Annotated in this window: 29 protein-coding genes; 23 read left to right on the top strand and 6 right to left on the bottom strand. The window is 70.3% G+C overall.

Translation table 11 applies throughout. The features are described 5' to 3' along the window. Positions 1-219: 219 nt before the first annotated feature. From K7472_RS10045 to bla, 13 genes are all read left to right on the top strand, one after another. A complete protein-coding gene (locus tag K7472_RS10045) occupies positions 220-1,284 on the top strand; it encodes a phytanoyl-CoA dioxygenase family protein (protein ID WP_222976329.1) in 1,065 nt (354 codons plus the stop codon). Next, positions 1,266-2,576 carry a DUF6271 family protein gene (locus K7472_RS10040; protein ID WP_222976327.1) on the top strand — a complete coding sequence of 437 codons (1,311 nt, stop codon included), beginning with the start codon at positions 1,266-1,268 and terminating at the stop codon, positions 2,574-2,576. Before K7472_RS10045 ends, K7472_RS10040 begins: the two co-directional genes overlap by 19 nt. After that, a complete protein-coding gene (locus K7472_RS10035) occupies positions 2,558-3,823 on the top strand; it encodes a type III PLP-dependent enzyme (RefSeq protein ID WP_308013838.1) in 1,266 nt (421 codons plus the stop codon). The genes K7472_RS10040 and K7472_RS10035 overlap by 19 nt, the downstream gene beginning before the upstream one ends. Further along, a complete protein-coding gene (locus K7472_RS10030) occupies positions 3,820-4,347 on the top strand; it encodes a GNAT family N-acetyltransferase (RefSeq protein WP_252395376.1) in 528 nt (175 codons plus the stop codon). Before K7472_RS10035 ends, K7472_RS10030 begins: the two co-directional genes overlap by 4 nt. A gap of 86 nt (positions 4,348-4,433) precedes the next feature. Beyond that, complete coding sequence (locus tag K7472_RS10025) at positions 4,434-5,672, top strand: MFS transporter (RefSeq protein ID WP_222976819.1); 1,239 nt, start codon at positions 4,434-4,436, stop codon at positions 5,670-5,672. Positions 5,673-5,788: 116 nt separating this feature from the next. Further along, on the top strand, positions 5,789-6,358 hold the full coding sequence (locus K7472_RS10020; RefSeq protein ID WP_222976325.1) for a TetR/AcrR family transcriptional regulator: 570 nt from the start codon (positions 5,789-5,791) through the stop codon (positions 6,356-6,358). Positions 6,359-6,399: 41 nt separating this feature from the next. Then, positions 6,400-7,584, top strand: a complete 1,185-nt coding sequence (locus tag K7472_RS10015) for a GDSL-type esterase/lipase family protein (protein WP_222976323.1) — start codon at positions 6,400-6,402, stop codon at positions 7,582-7,584. A gap of 161 nt (positions 7,585-7,745) precedes the next feature. After that, positions 7,746-8,255, top strand: coding sequence for a GNAT family N-acetyltransferase (locus K7472_RS10010; protein WP_222976321.1), 510 nt, complete (start codon positions 7,746-7,748; stop codon positions 8,253-8,255). Between the two features lie 228 nt (positions 8,256-8,483). Continuing rightward, positions 8,484-9,017 carry an EF-hand domain-containing protein gene (locus K7472_RS10005; RefSeq protein ID WP_222976319.1) on the top strand — a complete coding sequence of 178 codons (534 nt, stop codon included), beginning with the start codon at positions 8,484-8,486 and terminating at the stop codon, positions 9,015-9,017. Positions 9,018-9,045: 28 nt separating this feature from the next. Beyond that, entirely contained in the window at positions 9,046-10,161 is a 1,116-nt protein-coding gene (locus tag K7472_RS10000; protein WP_222976317.1) for an isocitrate/isopropylmalate family dehydrogenase, read from the top strand. After that, positions 10,158-10,898 (top strand): cysteine hydrolase family protein, encoded by a 741-nt coding sequence (locus K7472_RS09995; RefSeq protein ID WP_222976315.1) that lies wholly within the window; start codon positions 10,158-10,160, stop codon positions 10,896-10,898. Before K7472_RS10000 ends, K7472_RS09995 begins: the two co-directional genes overlap by 4 nt. Beyond that, positions 10,898-11,728: an SAM-dependent methyltransferase gene (locus K7472_RS09990; protein WP_222976313.1), complete on the top strand. Its 831-nt coding sequence runs from the start codon at positions 10,898-10,900 to the stop codon at positions 11,726-11,728. Before K7472_RS09995 ends, K7472_RS09990 begins: the two co-directional genes overlap by 1 nt. A gap of 160 nt (positions 11,729-11,888) precedes the next feature. Continuing rightward, on the top strand, positions 11,889-12,830 hold the full coding sequence (gene bla / locus K7472_RS09985) for a class A beta-lactamase (protein WP_222976311.1): 942 nt from the start codon (positions 11,889-11,891) through the stop codon (positions 12,828-12,830). An 81-nt stretch (positions 12,831-12,911) separates the two neighbouring features. On the opposite strand, the gene K7472_RS09980 is transcribed toward bla, so the two are convergent. Then, complete coding sequence (locus K7472_RS09980; protein ID WP_222976310.1) at positions 12,912-13,748, bottom strand: LysR family substrate-binding domain-containing protein; 837 nt, start codon at positions 13,746-13,748, stop codon at positions 12,912-12,914. A 58-nt stretch (positions 13,749-13,806) separates the two neighbouring features. Here K7472_RS09980 and K7472_RS09975 point away from each other — a divergent pair, with 58 nt between their 5' ends. Beyond that, complete coding sequence (locus K7472_RS09975; RefSeq protein ID WP_222976307.1) at positions 13,807-14,205, top strand: DUF5997 family protein; 399 nt, start codon at positions 13,807-13,809, stop codon at positions 14,203-14,205. A gap of 93 nt (positions 14,206-14,298) precedes the next feature. Here the strand turns inward: K7472_RS09975 and K7472_RS09970 are convergent, their stop codons facing one another. From K7472_RS09970 to K7472_RS09960, 3 genes are read right to left on the bottom strand one after another with little or no spacing between them, the layout of a single operon-like run. Next, entirely contained in the window at positions 14,299-14,964 is a 666-nt protein-coding gene (locus K7472_RS09970) for a class I SAM-dependent methyltransferase (protein ID WP_222976305.1), read from the bottom strand. A 19-nt stretch (positions 14,965-14,983) separates the two neighbouring features. Then, positions 14,984-15,589 carry an HD domain-containing protein gene (locus K7472_RS09965; protein WP_252395375.1) on the bottom strand — a complete coding sequence of 202 codons (606 nt, stop codon included), beginning with the start codon at positions 15,587-15,589 and terminating at the stop codon, positions 14,984-14,986. Next, positions 15,586-16,698 (bottom strand): helix-turn-helix domain-containing protein, encoded by a 1,113-nt coding sequence (locus K7472_RS09960; protein WP_222976303.1) that lies wholly within the window; start codon positions 16,696-16,698, stop codon positions 15,586-15,588. Before K7472_RS09960 ends, K7472_RS09965 begins: the two co-directional genes overlap by 4 nt. 106 nt (positions 16,699-16,804) lie before the next feature. On the opposite strand from K7472_RS09960, the gene K7472_RS09955 reads away from it, so the two are divergent. From K7472_RS09955 to K7472_RS09945, 3 genes are all read left to right on the top strand, one after another. Next, on the top strand, positions 16,805-17,245 hold the full coding sequence (locus K7472_RS09955) for a recombinase family protein (protein ID WP_308013837.1): 441 nt from the start codon (positions 16,805-16,807) through the stop codon (positions 17,243-17,245). Positions 17,246-17,572: 327 nt separating this feature from the next. Next, positions 17,573-18,076: a glycine-rich domain-containing protein gene (locus K7472_RS09950; protein ID WP_308013836.1), complete on the top strand. Its 504-nt coding sequence runs from the start codon at positions 17,573-17,575 to the stop codon at positions 18,074-18,076. 56 nt (positions 18,077-18,132) lie between these two features. Beyond that, on the top strand, positions 18,133-18,339 hold the full coding sequence (locus K7472_RS09945) for a hypothetical protein (protein ID WP_222976299.1): 207 nt from the start codon (positions 18,133-18,135) through the stop codon (positions 18,337-18,339). 149 nt (positions 18,340-18,488) lie between these two features. Here the strand turns inward: K7472_RS09945 and K7472_RS33675 are convergent, their stop codons facing one another. Continuing rightward, positions 18,489-19,502 (bottom strand): HNH endonuclease, encoded by a 1,014-nt coding sequence (locus tag K7472_RS33675; RefSeq protein ID WP_372457951.1) that lies wholly within the window; start codon positions 19,500-19,502, stop codon positions 18,489-18,491. Positions 19,503-19,948: 446 nt separating this feature from the next. On the opposite strand from K7472_RS33675, the gene K7472_RS09935 reads away from it, so the two are divergent. The 5 genes from K7472_RS09935 (at position 19,949) to K7472_RS09915 (ending at position 23,347) form a co-directional block, all read left to right on the top strand. Continuing rightward, positions 19,949-20,329, top strand: coding sequence for a hypothetical protein (locus K7472_RS09935; RefSeq protein WP_222976295.1), 381 nt, complete (start codon positions 19,949-19,951; stop codon positions 20,327-20,329). Positions 20,330-20,492: 163 nt separating this feature from the next. Further along, the gene (locus K7472_RS09930; RefSeq protein WP_222976293.1) at positions 20,493-20,804 is read left to right on the top strand and encodes a hypothetical protein; all 312 of its coding nucleotides are present in this window, start codon (positions 20,493-20,495) and stop codon (positions 20,802-20,804) included. 2 nt (positions 20,805-20,806) lie between these two features. Beyond that, a complete protein-coding gene (locus tag K7472_RS09925) occupies positions 20,807-21,013 on the top strand; it encodes a hypothetical protein (protein WP_222976291.1) in 207 nt (68 codons plus the stop codon). A 6-nt stretch (positions 21,014-21,019) separates the two neighbouring features. Then, entirely contained in the window at positions 21,020-22,306 is a 1,287-nt protein-coding gene (locus tag K7472_RS09920; RefSeq protein WP_222976289.1) for a hypothetical protein, read from the top strand. Positions 22,307-22,690: 384 nt separating this feature from the next. Further along, on the top strand, positions 22,691-23,347 hold the full coding sequence (locus tag K7472_RS09915) for a prephenate dehydrogenase (protein ID WP_222976287.1): 657 nt from the start codon (positions 22,691-22,693) through the stop codon (positions 23,345-23,347). Between the two features lie 164 nt (positions 23,348-23,511). Here the strand turns inward: K7472_RS09915 and K7472_RS09910 are convergent, their stop codons facing one another. Further along, positions 23,512-24,177, bottom strand: coding sequence for a response regulator transcription factor (locus K7472_RS09910; protein WP_252395374.1), 666 nt, complete (start codon positions 24,175-24,177; stop codon positions 23,512-23,514). 758 nt (positions 24,178-24,935) lie between these two features. Here K7472_RS09910 and K7472_RS09905 point away from each other — a divergent pair. Further along, positions 24,936-25,382: an acyl carrier protein gene (locus K7472_RS09905; protein WP_222976285.1), complete on the top strand. Its 447-nt coding sequence runs from the start codon at positions 24,936-24,938 to the stop codon at positions 25,380-25,382.

Raw genomic sequence — 25,382 nt, 5'->3', positions numbered from 1 at the left:
CCGCGCGGGCATCGTCGCCGCGGCACCGGTTCCAGGGGGAGATCCGGGCGGAAGGCCGCCGCCACGCTCGCACGAGCCATTCCGACCCTGTCACGACTGTTCACGACGTCCACCGGTGGTGTGCGTCCACTCCCCCGCCGCAACAGGCCGCTGCCCGGCCTCGTGTGCCCGGCGTGGAGTGGCGTGTCCCCGGCCGGACATCTTTCGAGGAGCGATTGCATGCGGGCGCTTGACAGCAGCTACTTGTATCGGGCCGCCTCGGACGTCCCCTACTTCAGCTCGGACGGCGACACCTACCTGGCGCAGACGCAGTTGCGTGACCTGCGCAAGCGGCAAGAGCTGCGGGTGCTGTCCGAGGAGGACTTCGCCTTCTGGCAGACCTACGGCTACGTCGTCGTCAAACAGGCGATCCCCACCGCCGCCGCGCAGCGCATGCTGGACTTCGCGTGGGACTTCCAGGGCCTGGACCCGGAGCGCCCCGAGACCTGGTACGAGGAGCGCGCCTTCCGGTCCGACCTCGACCGGGACCTGTACGTCTACGGCTTCGTCGAGGCGTACCACCACCAGTTGCTGTGGGACAGCCGTCAGGCGCGCCGGGTGTACGACGCGTTCGTGGACGTGTGGGACTGCGAGGAGCTGTGGGTGACCCTCGACCGGCTCAACCTCAACCCGCCCAACGTCAAGAACCGCGACCGCGCGCTGATCGAGCCGACGGACAAGGGCTTCGACATCGAGCTGCACTGGGACGTCGACACCTCCCTCGGTGTCCTGCCGCAGCGGGTGCAGGGCATCATCGCCCTCAACGACACCGAGGAGGACCACGGCGGCTTCCAGTGCGCGCCGGAGCTGTTCCGCCAGTTCGAGCGGTGGCGGGCGCTCCAGCCGGACGACCGCGACCCGATCCGGCCGGCCTTCGACCGTGATGAACTCCCCATCGTGCGGCCGCAGTTGAAGGCGGGCGACCTGCTGATCTGGAACGGACTGCTGGCCCACGGCGTCGCCCCCAACACCTCGCGCGACGGCGTGCGGGCGGTGCAGTACCTGTCGATGATGCCCGCGATCGAATCCCACCGGACGCTCCGGGACTCCCGGGTCGACTCCTGGCGCCACCTGAGCACGCCGGACTGGAACCGGACGCTGCTGGGCGACGCCAGGAAGCACGAGTCCCTCAGGTACGGCACCGCCCGTCTCGACGGCCTGGGCGCCAGGCTGCTCGGGCTGGAGTCCTGGGGCCGGGAGGACGACGTGGTGGACGGGGAGCGGATATGCGCCGAATCTGTCTGACCCTTCCCACCAACAGGGCGTGCGCGTCCACCATCGCGACGCTGGGCGAGGAGGCCGCGTACGCGGTGCGCCACTTCGACGTCGAGGTGCACCTGCTGGTGCTGGACTCCAGCGAGGGGGACGTCTTCGCCGAGCACGCCCGCGCGGTGCGTGAGCTGCCCGCGGTGCCCGGTGTCGTCGCCCACCACGTCGGGGAGGCGGACCAGCGGGACTTCCTGCGCCGGGTGATCGACGAGGCGGGCGTGGCGAAGCCCGATCTGCTGCTCGACCTCATGCTGCCCGACCGGCTGTCCTACGGCGCCTGCACCAACCGGGCGTTCCTGCTGGCCGCCGCGCTGGGATGCGAGTCGGTGCACCGCAGGGACTCCGACAGCCGCTACCAAGTGGCCGACGGCTCACCGGTGTTCCCCGTACATCCGGAGCTGATGGCCCTGGGCCGGCGGGCGTCCGACGTGGCGCCGCTGGTCTCGGACAGCACGCTGGACGCGGCCCACGCCGACAAGCCGGTCGCCATGGTGGGTGGTTCGTTCGTGGGCGAGCTGTCCGTCGACATCGGGGAGATCCAGCGCCTCGACCCGGACGTCTACCACGACGTGGTGAGCCTGTGGGCCCCGCTCGACTGGTCCGAGCGGCAGAAGCGGGAGCTGGTCGCGGAGTCGTTCCGGGGCGCGGGCGACGCGGTGTTCACGGCGGACCACACGGTCCTCGGGCTGGTCGACCCGATGCGGGTCGACATGTGCAACATCGCCTTCCACCGCGTTCACGAACGCATACCGCTGCCGCCCGCCACCGACACCATCGGCAGCGACTACTTCCTGATCCACGTCGTCCACGACGCGACGCTCCCCGGCGTGCTGCACAACCGCGACATCGTCAACTACTACACGCCCGAGCGCAGGACCGGGGCGGGCTTCACCGCGTACCAGACCCGGTACGTGAAGTTCCTGCTCTCCATGCTGTACCTCAACTTCGCCTACGACCGCATGGCCGAGGCCGGTTCCGCGCTGCTGGACGAGCGCGGCGAGGTGCGCGCGGAGGTCGTCGCCGGGTTCGTGCGCGAGAGCACCGGGCTCGACCAGGCCGACAACGCCCACCGGCTGGACGTGCTCGAAGCGGCCTACCGCAAACTCGGCGGCAAGTACGCGCGGTTCGCGGAGCACGTCGCCGCGGAGCGGGAACGCCTGCTGCGCGAGGCCCGTCAGGACACCGAGGACTTCGCCCTCCTGATGGAGGCGTGGGGGCCGATGGTGGACGCGAGCAGGAAGGTGAGCCCGTGCGCACCCCGCCGGTGACAGCCACCACGCCCCCGCCCGGCTCCCGGCTGCACCGCGCGCTCGCGGACGCCCCCGGGGACCGCCTGGTCTACGACCTCGCGGGCGTCGAGGCCGCCTACGCGAACCTGGTGCGCGAACTGCCCGGTGTGTCCGTGCGGTTCGCGATGAAGGCGTGCCCCGTCGACGAAGTGCTGACCTGCCTGGCACGCCGGGGCTCGGGGGTGGACGCGGCCAGTCCGCAGGAGATCGCGCACGCGCTGCGCACCGGTGTGCCGGTCGAACGCGTCCACTACGGCAACACCATCAAGTCCGACCGCGACATCGCCCACGCCCACCGGCTGGGGGTACGGGACTTCGCCACCGACAGCTTGGAGGACGTCGAGGCCATCGCGGCGCACGCGCCGGGCGCCCGGGTCTTCTGCCGGCTCGCCACGGACGGGAAGGGCGCGCTGTGGGGGCTCAGCCACAAGTTCGGCTGCTCCGCGGGTGACGCCGTGCGCGTCCTGGAGCGGGCACGCGACCTGGGCCTGACGCCTTCGGGGCTCTCCGTCCACGTGGGATCGCAGCAGATGACCGCCGAGGCGTGGGACGACGCGTGCGACCGGCTGGCGGACGTCCTGACGGCGCTTGACCGGCGGGGGATCCTCCTCGATCACATCAACCTGGGCGGCGGGCTGCCCGCCGCCGGTTACCTCGACCAGTGGGGAACGCCGCTGGAACCGCCGCTGGACGAGATCTTCGCCGCCGTCCGGCAGGGCATGCGGCGGCTGACGCGGGTGGCGGGCCGCCGCCTGGCGTTCCTCATCGAACCCGGCCGCCACCTCGTCGCCGACCACGGCGCCATCAGGGCCCACGTCCTGCGCCTGACCTCACGCGAGCGGCAGGACGGGGCGCGCGCGCACTGGCTCTACCTGAGCTGCGGCAAGTTCAACGGCCTGTACGAGATGGACGCGCTCCAGTACCGCCTGGTCTTCCCCACGCACCTGGGCGCCGATGCCGTGTCCGCCGTGGTGGCCGGTCCGACCTGCGACAGCGACGACGCCTATTCCCACGACCACGGCCTCGTGGAGGTGCCCGGCGCGGTCGCCTCGGGCGACCCGGTGTGGATCCTTGCGAGCGGCGCCTACGCGACGAGCTACATGACGCGCGGGTTCAACGGCTTCAGCCCGCTTCCGCTCGTCTGCCTGCCGTCCGACCGCGTGCCTCCGCCGCGCCGGCCGGAGCGGATCGACGACGTCACCGCCTGCGCGGGAGGCCCGCGTTGACCTCGCACGCACCACGGGTGCGGCACGTGCGCGGCGGCGACTGGGACACGATCGTCGCCCTGGAGTCCGCCGCGTACACCCCGCTCGGTCTGTCGGAGGGCCGGGCCGCGCTGGAGTCCCGGGTCAAGGCGTCGCCGGCCACCTGCTTCGTGCTGGACGTCGGCGAACGCGCTGCCGGATACCTACTGGCGCTGCCGTACCCGATGTTCCGGTACCCCGACCTGACGCGCGCCGAGAGCACCGTGGCGCGCACCGGCAACCTCCACCTGCACGACCTCGTCGTCGCCGAGGACCTGCGCGGTTCCGGGCTGGCGACGGCGCTCCTGGGTCGTCTGTTCGCGACAGCGCGGTCTCACGAATTCGCGACGGTCTCCCTCGTGGCGGTCGGCGACAGCGCGCCCTTCTGGGCGGGCCGGGGCTTCACCGCGCACCCCGACGTGGCGCCGCCGGAGGGCTACGGGCCGGGGGCGCGGTACATGTCGCGGCCGGTGCCGGTGGAGATCGTGACGGGAGCGGCGGTGTGAGCGGCACGGGAGACACCGGCACGCGTGCCGCCGGCACACGGGCCGACGGCACGGCCGTCGGCCCGACGAGAGAGGGACTGATCCGCATGTGGCGCCCGAACGACCCCTTCCGCAAGGGGCAGTTGGCCATCGCCGCGCTGTTCTGCTCGCTGGGCTTCCAGTACGCCACCTGGGCGTCGCGGCTGCCGTCGATCAAGGCGCACCTGGGTCTGACCACCGCCGAGGTCGGTCTGCTGCTGATGGCCACGGGCGTGGGTGCGGCGGCGTCGTTCCCCCTGGTCGCCATGCTGATGAGACGGCTCGGCTCGCGGCGTCTGGCGCTCGGTTCCGCGGTGTGCCTGGCCCTGCTGCTGCTCGTGCTGGCCGCCGCGCCCGACTACCCGGTCGCGCTGGTGGTGATGGCGTGCGACGGGGTGCTGGTGGGATGCCTCAACGTGGCCATGAACGCCCAGGGCGCGGCGCTGGAGGTCCGGCACGGGCGCAACGCCATGGCGAAACTCCACGCCACGTTCAGCGGCGGGTCGTTGTTCGCCGCGCTGCTGGCCTCCGGCATGAACGCCATGACGTCCACGGTCGCCGTGCACTTCGGGGTCGCCACCGTCCTCCTGCTGGCGCTCGCCGGGTACGCGCGCTCCGGCCTGCTGACGGGGGACGAGGCAAAGCCCCACGCCGCCGGGGAGACGGACGCCGCCGGGGTGACCGACGCGGCGACCGCCAACGGCGCGCGGCGGCGCACCCGTTGGTCGCTTCCGTCGCGGATGACGCTGTGGATGTGCTGCGCGATGGCGTTCGGCACCGTCACCGAGGGCGCGATGAACGACTGGTCCGCCCTCTACCTGAAGGACGTGGCGAAGGCGTCGGCGGAACTGGCGCCGATGGGCATCGCGGTCGTCTCCTGCATGATGGTCGTGGCCCGGCTCTTCGCGGACGGCTGGCGCGACCGCTGGGGCGACGGGCCGATCGTCCGGCTCGGCAGCGCGCTGGCGGGCGTGGGACTGGCACTGGCGCTGCTGAGCGGTGGCGTGGTGCCCGCGCTGGCCGGGTTCGCCTGCGTCGGGCTCGGCATCGCCGCCGTCACCCCGTGCGTCTACGTGGCGGCGGCCGGACAGGGCTCCGACGTGCTGACGCTGGTCGCGGCCATGGGGACGACGGGGCTGCTGGGCGGCCCCCCGGTCATCGGGTTCATAGCGAACGCCACCGGCCTGGTGTGGGGGCTGGGCGCGGTGGCGGTCTCGGCGGGCATCGTCTCGTTGTGCGCGACCCAGATCCGGTGGCCGCGCCCGACCGCACGCGTCAGCGAGCAGCGGGCGCGGGTCGACGCGTAGACGAGGGGCGAGCGAGCCCTGACCCAGCCTTCTCCCGTTCCTCTGTCCCGTAGCGGCTTGCCTAAAGGTATTAGGCAGCTGCATAATCGGTGATGCCATCGAACGGGAGGAGGACCATGCCCCGCGCCGGACTCACCGCCGAGCGCCTGACGCTCGCGGGGGCGGAGCTGGCCGACGAGGTCGGCTTCGACCAGGTCACCGTCTCCGCGCTGGCCAGGCGGTTCGACGTCAAGGTCGCCAGCCTGTACTCCCACCTGAAGAACTCGCAGGACCTCAGGACCAGGATCGCCCTGCTCGCCCTGGAGGAACTCGCCGACCGGGCGGCCGACGCGCTGGCCGGCCGGGCAGGCAAGGACGCCCTGGCCGCCTTCGCCGGCGTCTACCGCGACTACGCCCGCGAGCATCCCGGGCGCTACGCCGCGATGCGGATGCCACTCGACCCCGGGACGGCGGCAGCCAGCGCGGGCGTGCGGCACGCGCGGATGAGCCGGGCCATCCTGCGTGGCTACGACCTGGCCGAGCCCGACCAGACCCACGCGGTCCGCCTGCTGGGCAGCGTCTTCCACGGCTACGTCAGCCTGGAGCTGGCCGGCAGCTTCGACCACAGCGCTCCGGACCCGCGGGAGACCTGGCCACGGATCATCGACGCCCTCGACGCCACGCTGCGCAACTGGCCCGCCTCCTGAGCCCGTTCACGCCGACCTCCCCACGAGAGCCTGGTACTCCCATGCACGCCACCGAGCACGACTGGACCACCACCCCCATCACCTCCGACACCGTGCGCGGCGCCCTCGACCTGGAACGCACCGAGCGCGGTGTGCTGCCGCACCGGCTGCCCGCCTGGGCCCGCGCCCAGTACACCGATCCGCAGCTGGCCATGGTGGAGAGCCAGCCGTCCGGCGTCCGGCTGGTCTTCCGCACCGCGGCCACCGCCGTCGAACTCGACGTGCTGGCCACCAAACGTGTCTACACGGGCGTGCCGCCCCGCCCCGACGGCCTCTACGAACTGCTGGTCGACGGCGAGCCGACCGCGCGCGACAGTGTGTCCGACGGCAACGTGCTGACCATCGACATGGCCGCGGGCACCATGGAGCAACGGCCCGGCCCGATCGGCACGTTGCGGTTCACCGGGCTGCCGGACCGCGAGAAGGACGTGGAGATCTGGCTGCCGCACAACGAGACCGCCGAACTCGTGGCGTTGCGCACCGACGCTCCCGTGCGGCCCGCGCCCGAACGGGGCCGCGACGTCTGGCTGCACCACGGGAGTTCGATCAGTCACGGCTCGGACGCCGAGAGCCCCACCACCACCTGGCCCGCGCTCGCCGCTCGTCTCGGCGGCGTGGAACTGATCAACCTGGGCCTGGGCGGCTGCGCCCTGCTCGACCCGTTCACCGCCCGCACCCTGCGCGACACCCCCGCCGACTTCATCAGCCTGAAGCTGGGCATCAACGTGGTCAACGCCGACCTGATGCGGCTGCGCGCCTTCACCCCGGCCGTCCACGGCTTCCTCGACACCATCCGCGACGGTCATCCCACCACACCGCTGCTGGTCGTCTCCCCCATCCTGTGCCCCATCCACGAGGACACGCCGGGCCCGTCCGCCCCGGACCTGGAGACGTTCGGAACCGACCAGCCACGGTTCAAGGCGATGGGCGACCCGGCGGAGCGCGCGGCGGGCAAGCTGACGCTCAACGTGATCCGTGACGAGCTGGCGCGGATCGTGGCGCAGCGATCGGCGGACGACCCCGCGATCCACTACCTGGACGGCCGCGAGCTGTACGGCCCGGCCGACGCCACGGAGTCACCGCTGCCCGACGCACTCCACCCGGACGCGGCGACCCACCGCCGCATGGGTGAGCGCTTCGCGGCGCACGCCTTCAGCGGTGCCGGGCCGTTCGCCCCGGCGCGGTGAACTCCCGCGCCGCCTGCTAGGGTTCAGGCGATCCAACGAGCCTTCCCGGCCGGACTTCGGTCCGCCGGGGAGGCTTTCGTCGTTTCCGGCGACCGTGGCATGACCGATGCGCGCCAGGCGTGAGATCCCACGGCCCGGACAGCACCCTTCGAGGAGTTCCCATGCCCGATGTCTCCGTGCGCCGCGCCACCGCCGAGGACCACGCCCTCGTCGAGCGGCTGTGGCTGATGTTCCGGCACGACATGTCGGAGTTCGACGGCGCGTTGCCCGATGCCGACGGGCGCTTCCGGCAGGAGCGGCTCGAAGCGGCGTTCGCCGACCCCGGCTGGGCGCCGTACCTGCTGCTGAGCGACGACCGCCCGGCGGGGCTCGCCTGCGTGCGGGCCCTGGACGCGCCGACGCGGGTGCTCAACAGCTTCTTCGTGGTGCGTGGCGCGCGCAGGTCGGGCATCGGACTGCGTGCGGTGCGGCACGTGGTCACACGGCACCCCGGTCCGTGGGAAGTGGCGTTCCAGGACGTCAACGCGGGTGCGGTCGCGTTCTGGCGCCGGGTCGCCACCGACCTGTGCGGCAGTGCGTGGAACGAGGAGCGCAGGGCCGTGCCGGGCCGTCCCGACCTCCCGCCCGACGTCTGGATCTCGTTCAGGGCGTCCCGCCAGGGCGCTCGCTGATCTGTGCGGGTTTATCCCGTCGTCTCCCCTCGTTCAGGTGAACAGCCCGCTTTTCCCGGCACCGCGCCCGTGGCCGCCTGGATAGTGGAGAAGCCTTCGGCTCCGGAATACGGAGCGGAAAACGCGATCGGTCCACGTTCACCGAGCACCCCCCAGTTCCTTCCCTCCTTCCCTGCGAAATCCAGTGAAAGCCAGCGAAATCCAGATCGAGAGAACGGTGATGGGTTCATGCGCACTGAGGCGACCAACCGGGTCAAGCTCGTCTTCAACCTCCTCGACGCCAACGGGAACGGAGTCCTGGACTCCGACGACTTCGACCTCATGGCGAGCCGGGTGATCGAGGCCGCACCCCACTCGGACAAGGCCGCGAAGGACGCGATGGTGGCGGCGTTCCGGCGGTACTGGACGACGCTGTCCGACGAATTGGACGTCGACCACGACGGCAGGATCAGTTTCGAGGAGTACACCGCCTGTGTGCTGTCGCCGGAGCGCTTCGACGCGACGGTGAGCGACTTCGCCGAGTCGCTGGCCGCCCTCGGCGACCCGGACGGCGACGGGCTCATCGAGCGGCCGGCGTTCGTGGCGCTCATGCGCGCGATCGGTTTCGAACGCGCCAATGTCGACACCCTCTTCGACGCCTTCGAGCCCACCGAGGACGACCGCGTCAAGGTGACCACCTGGGTCGTCGGGATCAAGGACTACTACAGCCCCGAGAAATCCGGAATTCCGGGGGACCACCTCGTGGGGAACACCGCGGCCTGATACCGGAAACCGACGAGGAAGGAGAACGGTGAAGCCGGTCATCGGACTTGCTGTCGGCCGGGGAACGGGATCGGAGGTCGCCGCCGTATTCGAGCGGGTACTGAGCGCCCTCGCCCGCGTCCACGCGACCGACATCGCCATCGAGCGTTCCCCGCGGACCTATCATTCGTACGTCTCGCTGAAATCCGCGGGAGGAATCGACCGGGTCCGCGAACTCACCCGAGAAGACGCCGAGCACTACGAGGAATTCTGCCGGACGCTGGCCCGCCGGGGCACCACCGCCGTCTTCCGCACCGCGATCAACGCCCAGTCGCTCTACCTGGTCCGCCAGCGCCTGCGCGCGGTGAAGGTCGACCCCATCACCGACGGCGACACCTCCCTGCTGCTGGTCCGGGACGAGGCGCAGGGCTTCTACACCGGTGAGAACCAGCACTCCCCCGGTCTGGTCACGCGCACGATGGCCTTCAGCGAGGAGATCACCGACGAGGTGATCGCGTTCGCGCTGCGGCGGGCGCGGCAGGAGTGGCCGCGCGAGGGGATCGGCCAGGTCGTCATGGCGTACAAGTTCCACCTGCTGGACGGCGCCCTCGACGAGTGGGTGTCCAGGGCCCGTGTTCGCCACGGCGTCGACATCGCGCTCTTCCAGCCCGACACCGTCAACCGCAACCTCATCGCCTTCGGGCCGCGTCCACGCACCGTCGTCATCGCCGGGAACGAGTGGGCCGACATCATGCACGTCGTGCTGCTGGACCGCTTCGGCTCGGAACGCCAGGAGAACCGCTGCACGGAGAACGTCCATCTCCATCCGGACGTCGCCGGGCTGGTGGAGTACCAGACGGTGCACGGTTCGGCGGACGACATCGAGGGCAAGGACACGGTCAACCCGCTGGCGACCGTGCGGGCCGCGGCCGCGATCGCGGAACGGCACGCGGGGTGCGCGGGCGCGATGGCCGCGACGGAACGTGCGATCCGGCTCACCACCGAGCGGGGCGTCCTCACCCCGGACCTCGGCGGCGGCCACTCCACCACCGCCGTGGTGGACGCGCTGCTCGGCGTCCTGGAACGGTGCGACGAGGCCGCGGCCGAGCCGTACCGCGAGCGTCCGGCCGAGGGCGCCGGGGCGTCCCTGGTCGCCGGATCATGACGACCGGGACCGGGACCGCGCTGATCGTCGTCGACATGCAGAACGACTTCTGCGCGGGCCCGGTCGCCGGTTCCCGCTATCGCGGCGATCCGGCGCGGCTCGCCATCGTGACGGCGAACGTCGTGCGCGCGGTCGACGTGGCACGACGCCACGGCACGCAGGTCGTCTTCGTGCGGTTCCTGGGCGACGTGGCGTACCAGGGCGCGAGCTGGCGGCAGCGCGACCGCGCGCTGGGCAAGCGCCCGAAGTGCCTCGACGGTTCGTGGGGGGCCGCGTTCCATCAGGTGGCGCCCGCGCCCGGCGAGATGGTCTTCACCAAACGGGCGTGCTTCGACGCGTTCCTGAGCGACGGCTTCGAGCCGGCCCTCACCCAACTCGGCGTGGAACGCCTGGTGTTCGCCGGTCTCTACACCGACGTCTGCGTGGACTCCACCGCGCGGACGGCGTTCCAGAAGGGCTACCACGTCACGGTGCTGACGGACTGCACCGCGAGCCTGCACCTGCCGGACGAGGAGATCCTGCGCTTCATGCGCCTCGTCTACGGCGCCCACGTCACGACGCACGACCGGCCGGAATCGTGGTCGGGACCCGCATCCGGGGAGGACATGTGGTCGGCACGGCACACCGCGACGCCGGAGCGCACCGACGGCACGACACGGCGGACGAACGCGGCGCGGACAAGCCCGGAGACCGACGCGGCGCGGGCGTCGAGGAGGGCGTCGGGCTCACCGCCTTGATGGTGGCGGCCGCCCGGGCCATCGAGACCCACCGCCACGACGCCCTGGCACGCGACGAGTTCGCGGAACACTTCGTCCGTGCCGCCCGCGTGTCCACGCACTGGCCGGTGCGGCCCGAGCAGGTGCCGGGCGGGGAGGCCGACCCGTTGTGGGGCCGGCTCGGACGGTACTTCGCCCTGCGCACCCGGGCGCTGGACGACTTCCTCCTCGCGACGGCGCACGACGGTGTGCGGCAGGTGGTGCTGCTCGGGGCGGGACTCGACACACGGGCGTTCCGGCTCGACTGGCCCGCGGGATGCACGGTCTTCGAGATCGACACGCCGGAAGTGCTGGCGTTCAAGCACGACGTCCTCGACGGGCTGGACGCCACGGCGAGAGCGGTCCGCACGCCGATCGCGGCGGACCTGCGGGGCGACTGGACGGCGGCGCTGACCCGCGCCGGATTCGACCCGTCGGCCTCTGCCGCATGGCTGGCGGAAGGCCTGCTGCTCTACCTCCCCAGCGCGTCGGAACGCCAACTGATGTCCTGTGTCGACGACTTGAGCGCCGCGGGCAGTTCGTTCGCGTACGAGGTGAAACTCGGCATCGAGCGGCCCGAGGTCCGCGAGAGCCCGGTCTACACGGAGACGAAGCGGCAGATCGGGGTGGAACTCCTCGCGCTCTTCGACGGCGAGCCCCGTCCCGACTCCGCGGCCGACCTCGCGGACCGGGGCTGGGTCACCGCGGTGTGCACGCCGTTCGACTTCACCCGCCGCCACGGTCGCGGCCCCCGCCCCCAACCTGACGACGCCCTGGCCGCCAACCGCTGGGTGTTCGCACGCAAGCCGTGAGACGGGAGCGAGTGGCTCCGAAGGGCGCACAACCGGGCGACGGGAGGTGACGGTGGCGGTCCGCACGCGCGGTCGACGCGACGGCTGATCACGTTGTCTGGCATGGTCGAAGGGATCAGTGGACGCGCTGACGCCCAGTCACCGAGCCATGGAGGACGCCATGCCGGACAACCCCAGCCGCCGTACCCTGCTCGCTCTCGGTGCGGGAGCAGCCCTGGCCGCCTGGCCGGGCTCCTCGGCTCAGGCCGCCGACGCGGAAGGCCGCGACGCGTCTTCAGCCGGTGGCATCCGCCGTTCGGACAACGGTGTCGAAGCGCGACTGCGCGACCTCGAATCACAGCACTCGGCCCGTCTCGGCGTGTTCGCGCGCAACACCGCCACCGGCCGGACCGTGGTGTATCGCGCCTCCGAGCTGTTCCCCATCTGCTCGGCGCACAAGGTGATCTCGGTCGCCGCCCTGCTCAGGAACCTGGACGCGGGCGGTGGCCTGCTGGCCGAGCGCATCACGTACACGGCGAAGGACACCACGGATTCGGGGTACGCGCCCGTCACCGGGACGCCGGATCACCTCGCGCACGGCATGACGGTCGGGCAGCTGTGCGCCGCCGCCATCGAGTACAGCGACAACGCCGCATCCAACCTGATTGTGCGTCAACTCGGCTGCCCGCAGGCCGTGACGCGCTTCTGCCGCTCGATCGGGGACATCACGACGCGGCTGGACCGGTGGGAGCCCACCCTCAACTCGGCCGAGCCGTGGCGTGTCACGGACACCACGAGTCCGGCGGCCGTCGCGCGCACGTACGCCCGACTCGTCCTGGGCGACGTACTCTCGCCCACCCACCGGAAGCTTCTGACCGGATGGATGCTCGCCGACACCACGAGCGGCAACCGCTTCCGGGCCGGACTGCCCCGGGACTGGCGTATGGCCGACAAGACCGGCACCGGTGACTACGGCACGGCCAACGACGTCGGCCTCGCCTGGACACCGGACGGGACATCCGTGGTGCTCTCCGTGCTGTCCACGAAGCACGACCCGAAGGCCCAGGCCGACGAACCGCTGATCGCCGAGGTGGCGGCGGTGCTGGCGGCGGCGGTCGGCTGAGTCGTGGTGGCGGCCGACCGCCGGCTGAGCCGTGGTGACGGCCGGCGGTGTCCGGTCACGGGCGTCGACGCGGGCGTGGCGTCACGACCTGCGGCGGGGCTTGCCCCGCCGACCGCTCTGGGCGCCGCCCTTGGTGCCGCCGGTGCGGTTGCGGACGGCCTTGCCGTGCGATCCGCCCGACGTCCCGGAGGCCCGCCCGCGCCGCGCGTCGCCGGACTTCTTCGCGGCCCCGGCCTTCTCGGAACCGGACTTCTTCGTGGCCCCCGTCGCGGTACCCGTACGCTTGGTCTCCGGTTGGGCGGCGGCGCGGCGGCCGCGTGTGCTGTTCGCCGTCCTGCCGCGCACGATGCCGATGAAGTCGTCCACCATGTCCGTGGTCTCGCCCTCCGGCCAGGACAGGCCGACGCGCGACTGCGGTGCGTCCGTCACCGTGCGGTACGTGAGGTCCCGGCGGTGGTGCAGACGGGCGAGGGACTGCGGGGCGACGAGGACGCCCACGCCCGCCGCCACGAGTTCGACGGCGTCCGCCGTGGTGGCGGGGCGCTCGACGGCAGGGCGGCCCGGGCGGCGGTCCCATTCCAGCGTCTCGTCCAGCGGGTGGAAGACCACCTCGTCGGCCAGGTCCTCGGCGGTCACCTCGTCGGCCGCGGCCACGAGGTGGTCCTTCGGGATCACGACGACGGTGGTCTCGGTGTAGAGGGGGATCACACTCAGCCCCGCCCGGTCCGACGGGACCCTCAGCAGGGCCGCGTCGACCTCAGCGCGCCGCACCGCGTCGGGCGCCTCGACGGAGGTCACCGCCACGAGGTCCAGCGGGACGTCGGGCAGCCGCTCCTGCCAGATCCGCACCCACTTGCCGGGCGTGACACCGGGCACGTAGCCGAGGCGGAACGAAGGGGCTGTCTCGGAATCCGTCACCAGGACAGGTTACCGGGCGTGGTCGAAGGGGCCGTACGCAGTCGATATCCTTGACACCATGACGTCGCACAAGACCCCCCAGACCATGAAGCCCGCGACCGCGGCGAAGAAGCTGGGGGTGTACCTGGAGGCCACCCCCGCCGCGTTCCGTGAGGGCGTGGTCTCGCGCGACGAGCTGAACGCGCTGCAGGCCGACCCGCCGGAGTGGCTGCGCGAGCTGCGGCGCAACGGCCCGCACCCCCGCCCGGTGGTCGCCGCCAAGCTGGGGATCTCCATCTCCGGCCTCGCCCGCGGTGGTGTGACCGAGCCGCTCACCACGGACCAGATCGAGGCGCTCAAGGACGAGCAGCCCGAGTGGCTCAAGCGCGAGCGGGCCACCCAGGAAGAGGTCCGCAAGGAAGCCACACGCCTCAAGGAGAAGCAGGCCCAGCGCGACGGCGGCGCCGACCAGTCCTGACGTCCGTGCCCAGGGTGTCCGGGCCGCCGTACGCGGTGGCCCGGACACCCTGGTGCGTTTTCCCGCGCGGTCGACGAGCCGCCGACCCCGTCGTCACACGTCGCGGCGGAACAGCGCCGCCCACAGGGACGGGCTGCCGAAGTGCGCGGACCCGGGCGGTGCGGCGGGCACACGGCGCAACTCGACCTCCGTGAGGTCGAGGAAGATCAGCCGCAGCGTCGCCGCCGTGCAGGCCTCGACCTCCTGCGCGGTGGCCCCGCCCCCAGCCTCCTCGAAGGCTCGACCGTCCTCCCGGCATGCCTCACCGCTGTCGTCCTGGACCACCCTGCCCCCGCTCTCCCCGAGGAGCGGTGCCGTCGCGTCGGCCGCCGGGCAGGTGAGAGCCAGGTGTCCGCCCGGCGCCAGGACGCGGTCGCGCAGGGCGCGATAGGCGATGCGCCGCCACGGCGGCAGCCGGCCGAAGCACCCCGAGTCGTGGACCAGCTCGTACGGGCCCGCCAGGGCGTCGGTGCCGAGCGCGAACACGTCGCCGTGGTGGAACCGCACCGCGACCCCCGTCTCGCGTGCGCGCTCCGCGGCCGATGCCACGGCTGTCGCCGACGGGTCGACCGCGTCCACGACGAAGCCGTGGGATGCCAGACGGAGTGCGTCGCGCCCGGTTCCGCAGCCCAGTACCAGCGCCCGGCACGGCGCGACCAGACCCCGCTCGACGTACGACACGAGGCTCCCGTCCGGCCCGTGGTCCATGTCGTCGCGCATTCCCTCTTCGCGTGTCTGATCAGCTGCCGACCGGCTTCTCCCCCATGGCGCTGCTCAGCCAGTCGAGCGGGCCCATGGACAGCAACTCGTCGGCGAGCCGTTTGGCCGTGCCGGTTGTCAGCCTGCCGAGACTGTTGTCGATCCAGCGCTGGGCGCTCGCGTATCCCTGCGCCCGGTACTCGATGCCCTGCAGCAGACACTCCAGCTTGTCCGCGTCCCGGGCGCAGACCGCTTCCGGTGTCTCCTTTGCCTCGTACTCGGCCACCGCGGCACGGACCGCCCGCGCGAGCACGTCCGGCATCCCCGCAGTCTGGTCAGCGGTCACCGCCTCCGGATCGGCGGCCGGCGCGTACTTCTTGCCCAGATGGTTGACGTCGCCTGTACGGGTTTCCTGGGAGTCGTGCCACACCGCCAGGTGGGCGGCGCGCGCAGCGTCAGCGCCCTCCAGCGTCGCGATCACTGAGGCCAGCACGGAAGTGCGCCACGAGTGCTCGGCGACGCTTTCGGGATCCCGCACCCCGGCCATCCACCAGCCGGTACGCCGGGCCTGCTTGAGCGTTCCTGTCTCGAACAGGAAGTGCGCCACTGCCGTCACATCATCGCCCACTGCTGCCTCTTCCTTCATGCCTCGGCCAGTCGGATCGCGTACCGAATGCTGTCGAGTTCCCGACGTGCTGGCGCCGAGACTTCCCGACTATCCAACATCACTTCCAGGCGGTCCCGCAGGTGTGGAGGCGCTCCGGTACGGAGCAAGCCAGGGCGGGCCGCGAGCAGCGCCCACAGTGTGTGTACGTAGAGGTCGGCGTAGCCGTGGTGCGGGGCGAGTCGCGTGATGAGGTGGTCCAGCAGTTTGGACCCGCCCCAGGCCCCGGGACGTCCAGCGCCCATGAAGTGGTCGGTGGCCTCGATGGTCGGCGCTTCGCCAACCCAGTAGGCCCAGTAGTTGAGGTTGGCGGCTTCGGCCTGGTCGTCGCCAACATGACTGCGGACGAAGTGTTCCAGGCGTTCCCGGTCTCCGTGGCGGGTGGCCACGGAGGCGACAGAGCGGGCGGTGAGCCAATCCGTGAGCCAACTGCCGCCGCGAGTGGCTTGCTGCTGGTGGGCGAGCCACTCGGCGGCATCTTCTCGGCGGTCGTAGCCCGACAAGTACAGGGCTTGGCGCCGCAGGAGAAAGTGATCAGGTGTGCGCGCCCGCTCTGCCGTGCTGCGCATCCGGTCGAAGAACTGGGCACGGGCTGTTGCGGGAAGCTCTGGACCGGCAGCGACGGGGCCGCGGCGTGAGCGGGGCGCAGGCGGTAGGGCACGGACGAACTCGGGTGGCTGGCTACTCAGCGGCCATGCGAGCACCTCGACGAGGTCACGCTGCATCACCCACGCCCCGAAGGGGTCGGCCTCCGGCGTGGGCGCCTGGTCTTCTAAGGCGCTCGCGAGAAGGACGTCTGCTTCCATGGCCCTTTCAAGGGCGAGCAGTAGCGCAGGGGTTGTCCCGAGCCGCAGCAACCGGTGGCGGTGTACGAGCATCTGGCCGGCCGGTACGGCGGTTAGCGGCCGACGTCCTGATTCCCAGCCGGCCACAGTGTCAGCGGCGACGCCGAAGCGTTCGGCGAGACCCTCCTGGGTGAGGTCGAGGCGTTCGCGTATGAGGCGGAAGACATAGCCGGAGACGACGCCGGATCGGGGGCGGTTTCTCTTTCCCTGACCGGTGGTCCGGGTTGTTCCCGTTGTGGTCGGCATGTGAAGCCCCCTGGGTGCGGCTACCCGTACTCGCGGTCACTTCTGGCGTTGCCCTCGAATTTCTACGGTCGTACTGCAACGAACCAGAGACTCAGCGTAACGGGAGGTGTGGGTCGTGAGCGCCGGAGCGCACCAGGTCCACCCGTCGAATCAGCCGCCCATCGTGTTCGTCTATGACCGTCACGCAACCACCGCGACGGGCATGTTGAGCGCCCGCTTGGACGCCTGCACCGCGTACCTGGAGGCGAAGGGCTGGACGGGTGGCGGCCGTTGGCTCGATGTCGGCGACGACGCCCTCAGCGACGACCGGCGTCCGGCGTTCGACGCGATGCTCCGCACCATCGAGGCCACCGGAACCGGTGTCGACCGCGTCGTCCTCGTACCGGACTGGGACCGGCTCTCCCGCAATCCGGCAGCCCGCGGGCTGCTCACCCGCCGCGTTCTGCTGCTGGGCGCCTGGGTAGAGACCGCGCACGGCGAGCGGCGCCGCCCGGACGAGACGTGGATCGAACGCGCCAGGCTCAACGGCGCCCCGGTCATCCCATGAGCGCCGCCGATTGGACGTTAAGGCGGTGCTGGCTCGGCTGCCGGCGCACAGGTGTGTCCGTCATCTGGGTCGGCCCGGTGATGCTCCCTGACGGCGTTCACGTCCCCGCGTTCGGCTGCCGCGCCTGCCCCGCGCACGTGACCGCCGTCGCATGGCAGACGATCCGCGAGCGCGACCTGCCCCGCATCGGCCACGCCCCATAGACCCCCGTCCCGGCCGGCCTGCTCATCACCTGTTCGCCGGGACGGGCCCAGCACCACCCCGGACGCCAGTGGCCTGCAAGCAACAGCGTCCGGGGTGGCCCAACCTCCACCAAGGGAGATCGAAATGAGCGTACCCGGAACGGGCTCCGAGCCGATCCCGGCGAACATCCGTGACCTGCTCACCCCGGCCGCAGCCGATGCCGTCCGTGCCACGATCCTCGACAACAACCCCGGCATGAGCCAAAGGATCGCCGGACGCGTCCTCGACGAGGCCCTCAAGTTCGTGGCCGCATGCGCCACGAACCACGACCAGTACCTTCAGCCGTCCCGCGCCGTAGACGAAGGCTGGCACGCCCTGATCCTGCACACGGCCGTGTACGCGGCCCTGTGCGACCGGCTCGGCGGCTTCGTCCACCACTTCCCCGAGCGGCCCGACCCGAGCCGCCACGACCCGGAAGTCATGGACAACACCGTCGCCCTAATCGCCCAAGCTGGCTACACCCCTGACGGTGACCTTTGGGGCGCTCCGGGCCGGGAACTCGTCACCGTCGCCGCGAACTGCGTTCACAGCCCGTGCGGCGGACCGATCGACCCAGAGAAGGTGTGCGCCAACAAGCCCCGCGACTAGCTGTCCGCGTATGCCGGTTACGCCGTAGCCTTCGTGCAGAGGAAGGGAGACCCGCCGTGGAGTGGATCAACCCGAAGTATGCCGAGCTGGTTGCCCACGTCCAGCGTGCGCAGGCCGCGTTGCCCAAGCAGCACTGCTCGATGTGCGATGGCCGGGGCGAGAGGCTTGTGCCGGAGATGTCCGGCGCGTCCCGAGTGAAGTGCACGGGCTGCGAGGGCCGCGGTACCCGGCCGGCTCACGTGCGGAGCTGGACGATCGTCTGACCGGCAACACGGAGCCCCGCCTGGACGTCACCACGGCGCCCGGCGGGGCTCCTTCGTATCCCAGAGTCTGGCCCAGCACTGCTCGGGGCATCTGGCTCGCGCGCGGGCCGGTCCGCCAACCTGACGGACACTACGCGCACTGGGGGCCCTTACCCAGTCGTCCATCGGTGGTGCGCCTTGCGAGCGACATCAAGAAGGGACTGCTGTAACTGCTCCTTCTTCGAGCCGCGAGTCTTAACCGCGTGACAGTTCGGGCAGAGCGCCACCATTTGCACCGGGTGGTCACGCCCGCAGTCGGCGATCGGCTGCACGTGGTCTACTTCGAGGATCGGTTCACCGCGCGCGGTGACATCATCCGGTTGGCCTGTGCAGTGCGGGTTTTCGCAGCGGCCTTGGCAACGAACCAGGACCGCTTCTCTCGCCAATCGGAGACGCAGCGGGGCACGGGTCGTGTGTGAGGAGCGGCGGCCGGCCGTGGCGGCCTCCCGCTGCTCTACGCGTGCGACTAGATCACGGTACCGCTGCCGCTCCTGACGAGCTCCAGCAGTGGTAGGCCCGTCCTTATGCGCGGTAGCGGGCTGGGAAACGGAAGCATTCTCGCACTGTTGATGCCGGGAGCGGCCTGCCGGCAAGAGTCTGCCGCAGATGGGGCACAGCCCTGGCTGTTTCGCGCTGCTGCGCTGCCCTGCCACTCCAGTCGCAGCCTGGGCGACTGCAGGGTTGATGCGGGGCGTCTGGGTACTACCTATGTCGAGGGCAGCCGGTCTGGTCACCGGTCTGGCGCGAGTAAGGGGAATCGGCCATCGTGACGGCTTCTTCCCCTGCAGCTCCGGCGATACCGTGTTGCGGTCTACTCGCTTAGGATCCGGCGCAGGCTTAGCCTTCGGCTTGGGCGGCTTCGCATGCCAAATCGCCTTGTCGATCACAGGGTGAAGTAAGGTATAGGCAGCAGCGATCCAACTGATCGCCTCTATCCGGGAATAACGATACTCCTCCTTTGTATTGCCGCCCGACACCCACCGGATCTGAGGGTTTCCGATGGCGGAGATCTGCCGACCTACCCAGTCATAGGATTTTAATGGACGTTCGCGGTCTCCCCCTCGGTACTGCAATATTGTCGCCTTCACGGAGTGCAGTTGCTCATCGTTGCAACCGTCGAGCATAAAGGAGACTCGCGGGAACAAGTCCCGATGTAGCGAAGCGGTCACCGTGTATAGCCTATGGCGTCCTCCGTCCAGGGCGACCCTGCTGCCCTGCCTTTCCCATCTGACATGACCTCTGCTCACAGCGCGCAGGAAGTTTTCGATCTCGCGGCTATTCGGTGTCTGGTATCTCTTCAAGCTCGGCTCCAGAACTGGAGTTGCGCTGGAAGTGCCGTCTGCGCTGCGGACACCCCTCTCAACATGCCGGCCCAACCGCGACATATACGTGCTTCAGGCGTCTAGCCGGCGTGGCGTCGACGTTGTACCCCGGGTTGTCGCTCGCCCAGGCGGCCTCGGTGCAGTCTCCAGGCTCCGTTGGAGAGGTCTCCTGGACGGTCTTGAACGTCGGCTCGCAGTTCTGCTGGTCGTAGTTCCCCAGCACCTGGGCGGAGTCTTGGACTCCGGGAATGCGCATCCACACGATGACGTCGCGGGTCGGCGGGCACGACTGCTGTGTGACCTTCGACTTGGGCCTGACGATGGCGGTGGGCCTGCTGCTCGGCACTGCCGAGGAGGTGCTTCCCGAAGACGTCGGGCTCGATGTCGCCGAGTGCGAAGCCTTCGCCTCCGACTGCGACGATCTCCGTCCGCCGCCAGCGATACCGGCGATGACGGCGGACAGGACGAACAGGCCTACGACTATAGCTGCAGCGATCCCGCAGCCCTTAGCGGCGCGTCTTGCGGGCGGGTTAGGCGATGGAACGGTCATGCTGCCCCCGGATTGGCTCGGTGTGCGGCAACTCTGGCAGTGGCCAGAACGGGGGGTACACCTTGTTGCTAGACCGTGACCTACCGTCACGCAGAGGGCTCTACGCTCCAGCCGCCGACGCTTCCTCCGGCCGTTAGTTCGGTTCAACCCCGCCCCCAAGGTGGCCGCTAGAGGACGCCCCTTTCCGAGAATCGGCGCGCACTCGGTACCTGCCGGTCGCTCGATCGGAATGAGGTGAAGGCGTGCCTGCGGAAACCGGACCTCACAGCTACGGCTACGTTGATCCGGCGCTCGGCATTGACGCGTTCAAGGACGCCGCCGCGATCCGCTGCTGCGCCGCCGGCGACGCCGAGGGCGTACACGCCATCCTGGCCGGCACAGACGCGCCGCGGCACGTCGCCTGGGCGCTCACCGTGATCGCCGCCCTGATCTGCGCCGAGAGCGGCCTCGACGCAGACGCCGTCGCCGACCTGGTAACCGGTATCGCCAGCCACGCATCCGACGCATTCCTCGACCAGAAGCGGCCCGACACGGCTGTCGGAGAGGTGATGTGACGATGCCTGAGGGCTTTCGGATTGCTACGGCGTTCGTCCAGGTGAGTCCGGACACGAAGGGCTTCAAGGAGGAGTTGAAGGCCAAGGTCGATGAGGCGACCGCGGGGGTCGACGGCAAGGTCAAGGTCACTCTCGGCACCTCTGAGTTGCATGCGAAGGCGGACGAGGCACGGGCGAAGGTCGATGAGCTCGACGGGACGTTGGCTTAGTCCTCGGTGTGTCTCGACAACGGCGACCTCGACGCGAAGGCGGACAAGGTCAAGGCCAAGCTCGACGAACTCGACGAACTCGACGAACTCGACGACAAGGGAGCTACGGCACGCCTGAAGCTGGACGACGCCGAGTTCAACGCGAAGCTGGCTGCCGCGCGGGCGAAGCCCGACCAGATGAACGCGCAGTCGGCTTCCCCCGAGCTCGGCGCCTCTGGCAGCGGCTCCGGTTCCAGCGGGGAGGGCAGCGGTGGGGGCGGCGAGCATGGCCATAAGGGTCAGATAGCGCTCGAGCTTGCCAGCCTCCTTCCGGGGATCGGTGGCGCTGCTGTCGGGTTGGGTGCGCTGTGTGCTGTCGGTGCGATGGCGTTCGGGCCGATCGGGAAGGCCCTGGAGGCGGCACACCAGGCGTCGCTAAACGTCGGCCTGACGCCCCAAGAGCTGGCCAGCCACCCAGTTCTCCAACCAGGTGCAGCAGGAACAGGCCGAGAACACGGTCACGCTCGCCCGAGAGCAGCAGTCCCAAGACGCCGTGACTGCAGCGACCGAGCAAGCGCAGATGAACCTCGCGTCGGTGCAGCGCAACGCCGCCGAGCAGCAGGTCCAGGCCCTGGAACAGGCCGAGCGGGGCGTCGAAGAAGCCAACTACGGGCGTCCGAAGCGCAGCACAGCCTGATGCAGGCGTGGGAACAGGCCCACGAGGGGATCCAGCAACTCCACGACGAACTCGCCGACTCCAAGCTGTCCGTCGAGCAGCCCCAGGAAGGCATTACCCAGGCGACGTACAACCAGCGCCTCATCGACCAGAACGCCTACTCCACAGAGCCGGACCGCAAACAGGCAACCCTTTCGGTGGCGCAGGCCCAGCAGCAGTTGAAGAACGCGCAGGATCAGGAGATCGCTGCCGCCTACCAGGCCAACCTGGTCAACCAGCACGGTGTGGCCGGCACACAGCTGGTGATCCAGGCTAAGCAGGGCATCGTCCAGGCCGCCTACCAGCAGAAGGTCGACGCGCAGCAGGTCGCGATCGCCGAGCGGAACGTCACGAGCACCATCGAGGAGCAGCAGCTCCAGATGGCCGTGACCAAGTCCACGTCGAACGAGGCGGCGAACCAGTTGCTGAAGGACGTGTCGCGGATGTCGCCGGCAGCTGCGGGATGGTCGAGCAGATCCTCAGCATGCGCGGCGCGTTCAAGGCGTTCGAGACTGCCGCGCAGGATGCGGTGTATCCCGGGTTCACGGTGTTCCTGCAGGGTTTGCAGGTGCTGCTGCCGAACGTGCAGGGCGATGTGACACGGACGGGTGGCGCTTCCTCTCCTCCGGGCCTCCAACGTGCCGTCAGAATCCTGCCATTCAGCGCCCTGACAGGCGAACAGTCATGCGACCAACGGCACGATCAGGGGAACGAGTGTGGACGTGACCGACAGGTGGTCCCACGATGGAATCCGTGGCGGACGGAGCCCCAACACCCCACCAACGTAAGGCCGGAGAGCCACTACGGCACCCGTGCGACCTCCTGCGAAGCAGTGTCGCGGGGCCGCTCATCAGGCCCGGGCCCAGGTGAGAATCCGCTTGCCGACCACACGACCGAGCGATGCCACCTGGTATTCCACGTCCTGTGCCCCTTACAGTTGCACCCCACTTACCAGTGGCAAGGGAAAGACAAGGAAACACATCATGGCAACGACCCACCCCACCAAGGAACTCGACACCACCATCGGGGGACTGCGCGCCGAGGTCCCCGAACTGGAGCGCCAGAAGGATCGGTTGGAGGCGGAGTTGCAGGCCGTCACCACCCGCCTGCGTGCCATCGAGTCCGCGCTGCGGGCGCTGGAGACGCTGGCCGACGCACCCGCCGCCCCGGCGCGTGCCGAGGTCGTGGAGGCCGCGGCCGCCGCACTGCCCGAGGCGGCCATCCCGGCGCCGCGTCCGCAGGAGGAGTCCGCTCCGGAGCCGAAGAGGACGACCCCGCGCGCCCCGCGCAAGAGCACGGCGAAGAAGGCCACCGGCAAGACCTCCGCCAAGTCCACCGCCACCAAGGCGAAGAAGGACACGAAGGCCACCAAGGCTCCCGCGTCCGGCGCCTCCCGCAAGAAGGCGGCGCCCGCCCCCAAGGCCGACGCCGCGCGTGCGGGCGGCGGTCTCGCCGACCGCATCATCGAGGTGCTGCGCGAGGCGGGCGAGCCGATCCGGGCGCGTCAGGTCAACGACGCCCTCAACCGGGAGGCCACCCCCGGCGCCGTCAACTCCGTGCGCAACATCCTGGAGCGCCTCACCTCCGACGCCCGCCTGCGCCGGCCGGCCCGCGGTCTGTACGAGCTCGCCGAGTCGTAACCGGCTCGTGGTGTGACGGACGGCGGCCCGAGCCCCTGGGGCCGCCGAGTCCACCTCGCGGGCCGGCCCGCGTCGCCAGGTTCCGCACCGCCGGGTCCACCACGGCACCGGTCCCCCGGGCCGCCCCGCGGAACGTCGTCATGCGAAGGCCGCGGCCCGGCCGTTCACAGCACCCCGGCCCGGAGCGCGTACACCACGGCATGCGTGCGGTTGCGCAGGTTCAGCCGGGTCACGACGTTGTGCACGATGCTCTTGACGGTGCGTTCGGAGTAGCTGAGGCGGGCGGCGATGTGCCGGGTGCTCCACCCGTCGGCCAGCAGCCGCAGTACCTTGATCTCCCGGGGTGACAGCCCCGCGACGTTGATGCCGTGCGGCAGCAGCACGCTGTCCCTGACGGTCTTGATCTGGTGGATCAGCGCCTGCTGGAAGCGGCGACCGGGTTCCGGGCCTTCGGCGGCCTCCGCGACAGCCCTCCTGATCTCGTCGAAACCGCTGTCCTGCCGGTAGAGGAAGCTCACCAGGCCGAGGTCGATCGCCCGCAGCAGATGGTGTTCGGGTAATTCGTTGGCGATCATGACCACCGGCAGCGGGCAGCCCTGCTGGTCGCGCTGGACGCGCTCGACCCGGGTCAGGGTGTCCCCGGTGACCTCGGTGGCGAACACCGCCAGCACGTCGGCCGACTGGCGGTGCGTCCAGTGGACGGCGGTCAGCTCCTGGCACGCCGACAGCCAGGAGACGGCGCCTTCGGCGGTGACCGGGTCGTTGGCCAGCACGGCCACCGCGAGGGTCGCGGACTTCGCCGACACATCCTGGACGAACTCTCGTATCAAGATGGTTCCTTAAGAGGGTAATTCCGTTGAGTGACAATGGCCACACCCATTCACTCAAGCCCGCGGCGACGTCATCGCAATGGCGGGGTCACCTCATTACGAACGGCCCGGAAGAGCGCTGTCGGCTCCTGCCGGGAAGGCTAGGATGATCTTGAAGAACGCGCAAGTTCATCCATTCCCGCGGCACTTCTCCGCCGCTTCTCCGGCCTTCCCCGGCCTTCCCCAACAGGCACTTCGGCTCCCTGCGCGTAACCTCCGCGGCAGTCTTGATTCAGTCGATGTACACCCTGCGCATACGGCCTGACCTGCGTGAACCTTGTGCGGTTCATTGCCTGCCCCAACGTGCAGCCTCCTTCTCCCCAATGGGCAGGACGCCTTGCAAAGCCGACCGGTTGGGCCGTACACCTTGGTAACGGCACGGAGGCCCGAGAGCCGTTTTCCGGCGCCTCCCCCACGCATTGACCACGCGCCACCGAAATGAGAGCGACCACGTGCCCGAGCGCCTTGGCCTTCCGCCGAATGATTCCGCGGAGGACCCCGCGTCGAATGGACCGGCGAACCGTCGCCGCCCGGGCCGCCCGTCGTACCGGACGCGCTCCGGGACCTGACGAGTCGCCGAACATCTCCTTCGCAATCGACCCCGATCCCCGCCCCTCCGTCCCCGTGTGACGCGCGTAGCGGCACGCACGGACGGAACCACGCCCCGGGGAAACCCGCCGGGATCCGGCACGGACCGGGCAGAGAGGAAGCCTGCACCCATGAGGTCCAACGGGCAGACCGCAGACGGCGCCACCGTCGACCGCACACCGCTCCGCGAGCCGGACGGCCGCAACGGCGGCGCATCGGACGGCGGTACCCCTTCGTCCGCCACGTCTCCTTCCCCCGCGCCGGCGAACGCCACTGGCACGGGGCCGAGTTCGGTCGGAGGACCGCTCTCGTACGACTCGGTGCGTCCGGTGGTCACCCGGATCTGGGAGCAGGTGCTGCGCCTTGACGGTCTGCGTCCCGACGACGACTTCTTCGAGCTGGGCGGTCACTCGCTGGCCGCGTCGCAGGTGATCTCCCGGATGCGCGAGGCGCTGCGGGTCGAGGTGCCGCTCGCCGCGTTCTTCGAGTGCCCGACCATCGCCGAGTTGTCGGCCTACGCGATGACCGCCGCGGCGACAGCGGCCCATGGTGGCGGTGCCGAGCGGAACGGGCGCTGA

Origin of the sequence: Streptantibioticus parmotrematis (genome assembly GCF_019890615.1) — a bacterium.
Classification (GTDB): Bacteria; Actinomycetota; Actinomycetes; order Streptomycetales; family Streptomycetaceae; genus Streptantibioticus_D; species Streptantibioticus_D parmotrematis.
This window is presented reverse-complemented; position numbering and strand designations above follow the sequence as displayed.

Excerpts from the sequence above, each read along its gene's own strand:
- K7472_RS09965 (WP_252395375.1), bottom strand. The coding sequence starts at position 15,589 with ATGAAGGAAGAGGCAGCAGTGGGCGATGATGTGACGGCAGTGGCGCAC.
- K7472_RS09970 (WP_222976305.1), bottom strand. The coding sequence starts at position 14,964 with ATGCGCGACGACATGGACCACGGGCCGGACGGGAGCCTCGTGTCGTAC.
- K7472_RS10025 (WP_222976819.1), top strand. The coding sequence starts at position 4,434 with ATGTGGCGCCCGAACGACCCCTTCCGCAAGGGGCAGTTGGCCATCGCC.
- K7472_RS09960 (WP_222976303.1), bottom strand. The coding sequence starts at position 16,698 with ATGCCGACCACAACGGGAACAACCCGGACCACCGGTCAGGGAAAGAGA.
- bla (WP_222976311.1), top strand. The coding sequence starts at position 11,889 with ATGCCGGACAACCCCAGCCGCCGTACCCTGCTCGCTCTCGGTGCGGGA.
- K7472_RS09995 (WP_222976315.1), top strand. The coding sequence starts at position 10,158 with ATGACGACCGGGACCGGGACCGCGCTGATCGTCGTCGACATGCAGAAC.
- K7472_RS09925 (WP_222976291.1), top strand. The coding sequence starts at position 20,807 with ATGCCTGAGGGCTTTCGGATTGCTACGGCGTTCGTCCAGGTGAGTCCG.
- K7472_RS10010 (WP_222976321.1), top strand. The coding sequence starts at position 7,746 with ATGCCCGATGTCTCCGTGCGCCGCGCCACCGCCGAGGACCACGCCCTC.
- K7472_RS09950 (WP_308013836.1), top strand. The coding sequence starts at position 17,573 with ATGAGCGTACCCGGAACGGGCTCCGAGCCGATCCCGGCGAACATCCGT.
- K7472_RS09905 (WP_222976285.1), top strand. The coding sequence starts at position 24,936 with ATGAGGTCCAACGGGCAGACCGCAGACGGCGCCACCGTCGACCGCACA.
- K7472_RS10015 (WP_222976323.1), top strand. The coding sequence starts at position 6,400 with ATGCACGCCACCGAGCACGACTGGACCACCACCCCCATCACCTCCGAC.
- K7472_RS09935 (WP_222976295.1), top strand. The coding sequence starts at position 19,949 with ATGCGCATCCACACGATGACGTCGCGGGTCGGCGGGCACGACTGCTGT.
- K7472_RS09990 (WP_222976313.1), top strand. The coding sequence starts at position 10,898 with ATGGTGGCGGCCGCCCGGGCCATCGAGACCCACCGCCACGACGCCCTG.
- K7472_RS33675 (WP_372457951.1), bottom strand. The coding sequence starts at position 19,502 with ATGCTCGACGGTTGCAACGATGAGCAACTGCACTCCGTGAAGGCGACA.
- K7472_RS09915 (WP_222976287.1), top strand. The coding sequence starts at position 22,691 with ATGGCAACGACCCACCCCACCAAGGAACTCGACACCACCATCGGGGGA.
- K7472_RS10045 (WP_222976329.1), top strand. The coding sequence starts at position 220 with ATGCGGGCGCTTGACAGCAGCTACTTGTATCGGGCCGCCTCGGACGTC.
- K7472_RS09975 (WP_222976307.1), top strand. The coding sequence starts at position 13,807 with ATGACGTCGCACAAGACCCCCCAGACCATGAAGCCCGCGACCGCGGCG.
- K7472_RS10020 (WP_222976325.1), top strand. The coding sequence starts at position 5,789 with ATGCCCCGCGCCGGACTCACCGCCGAGCGCCTGACGCTCGCGGGGGCG.
- K7472_RS10040 (WP_222976327.1), top strand. The coding sequence starts at position 1,266 with ATGCGCCGAATCTGTCTGACCCTTCCCACCAACAGGGCGTGCGCGTCC.
- K7472_RS10005 (WP_222976319.1), top strand. The coding sequence starts at position 8,484 with ATGCGCACTGAGGCGACCAACCGGGTCAAGCTCGTCTTCAACCTCCTC.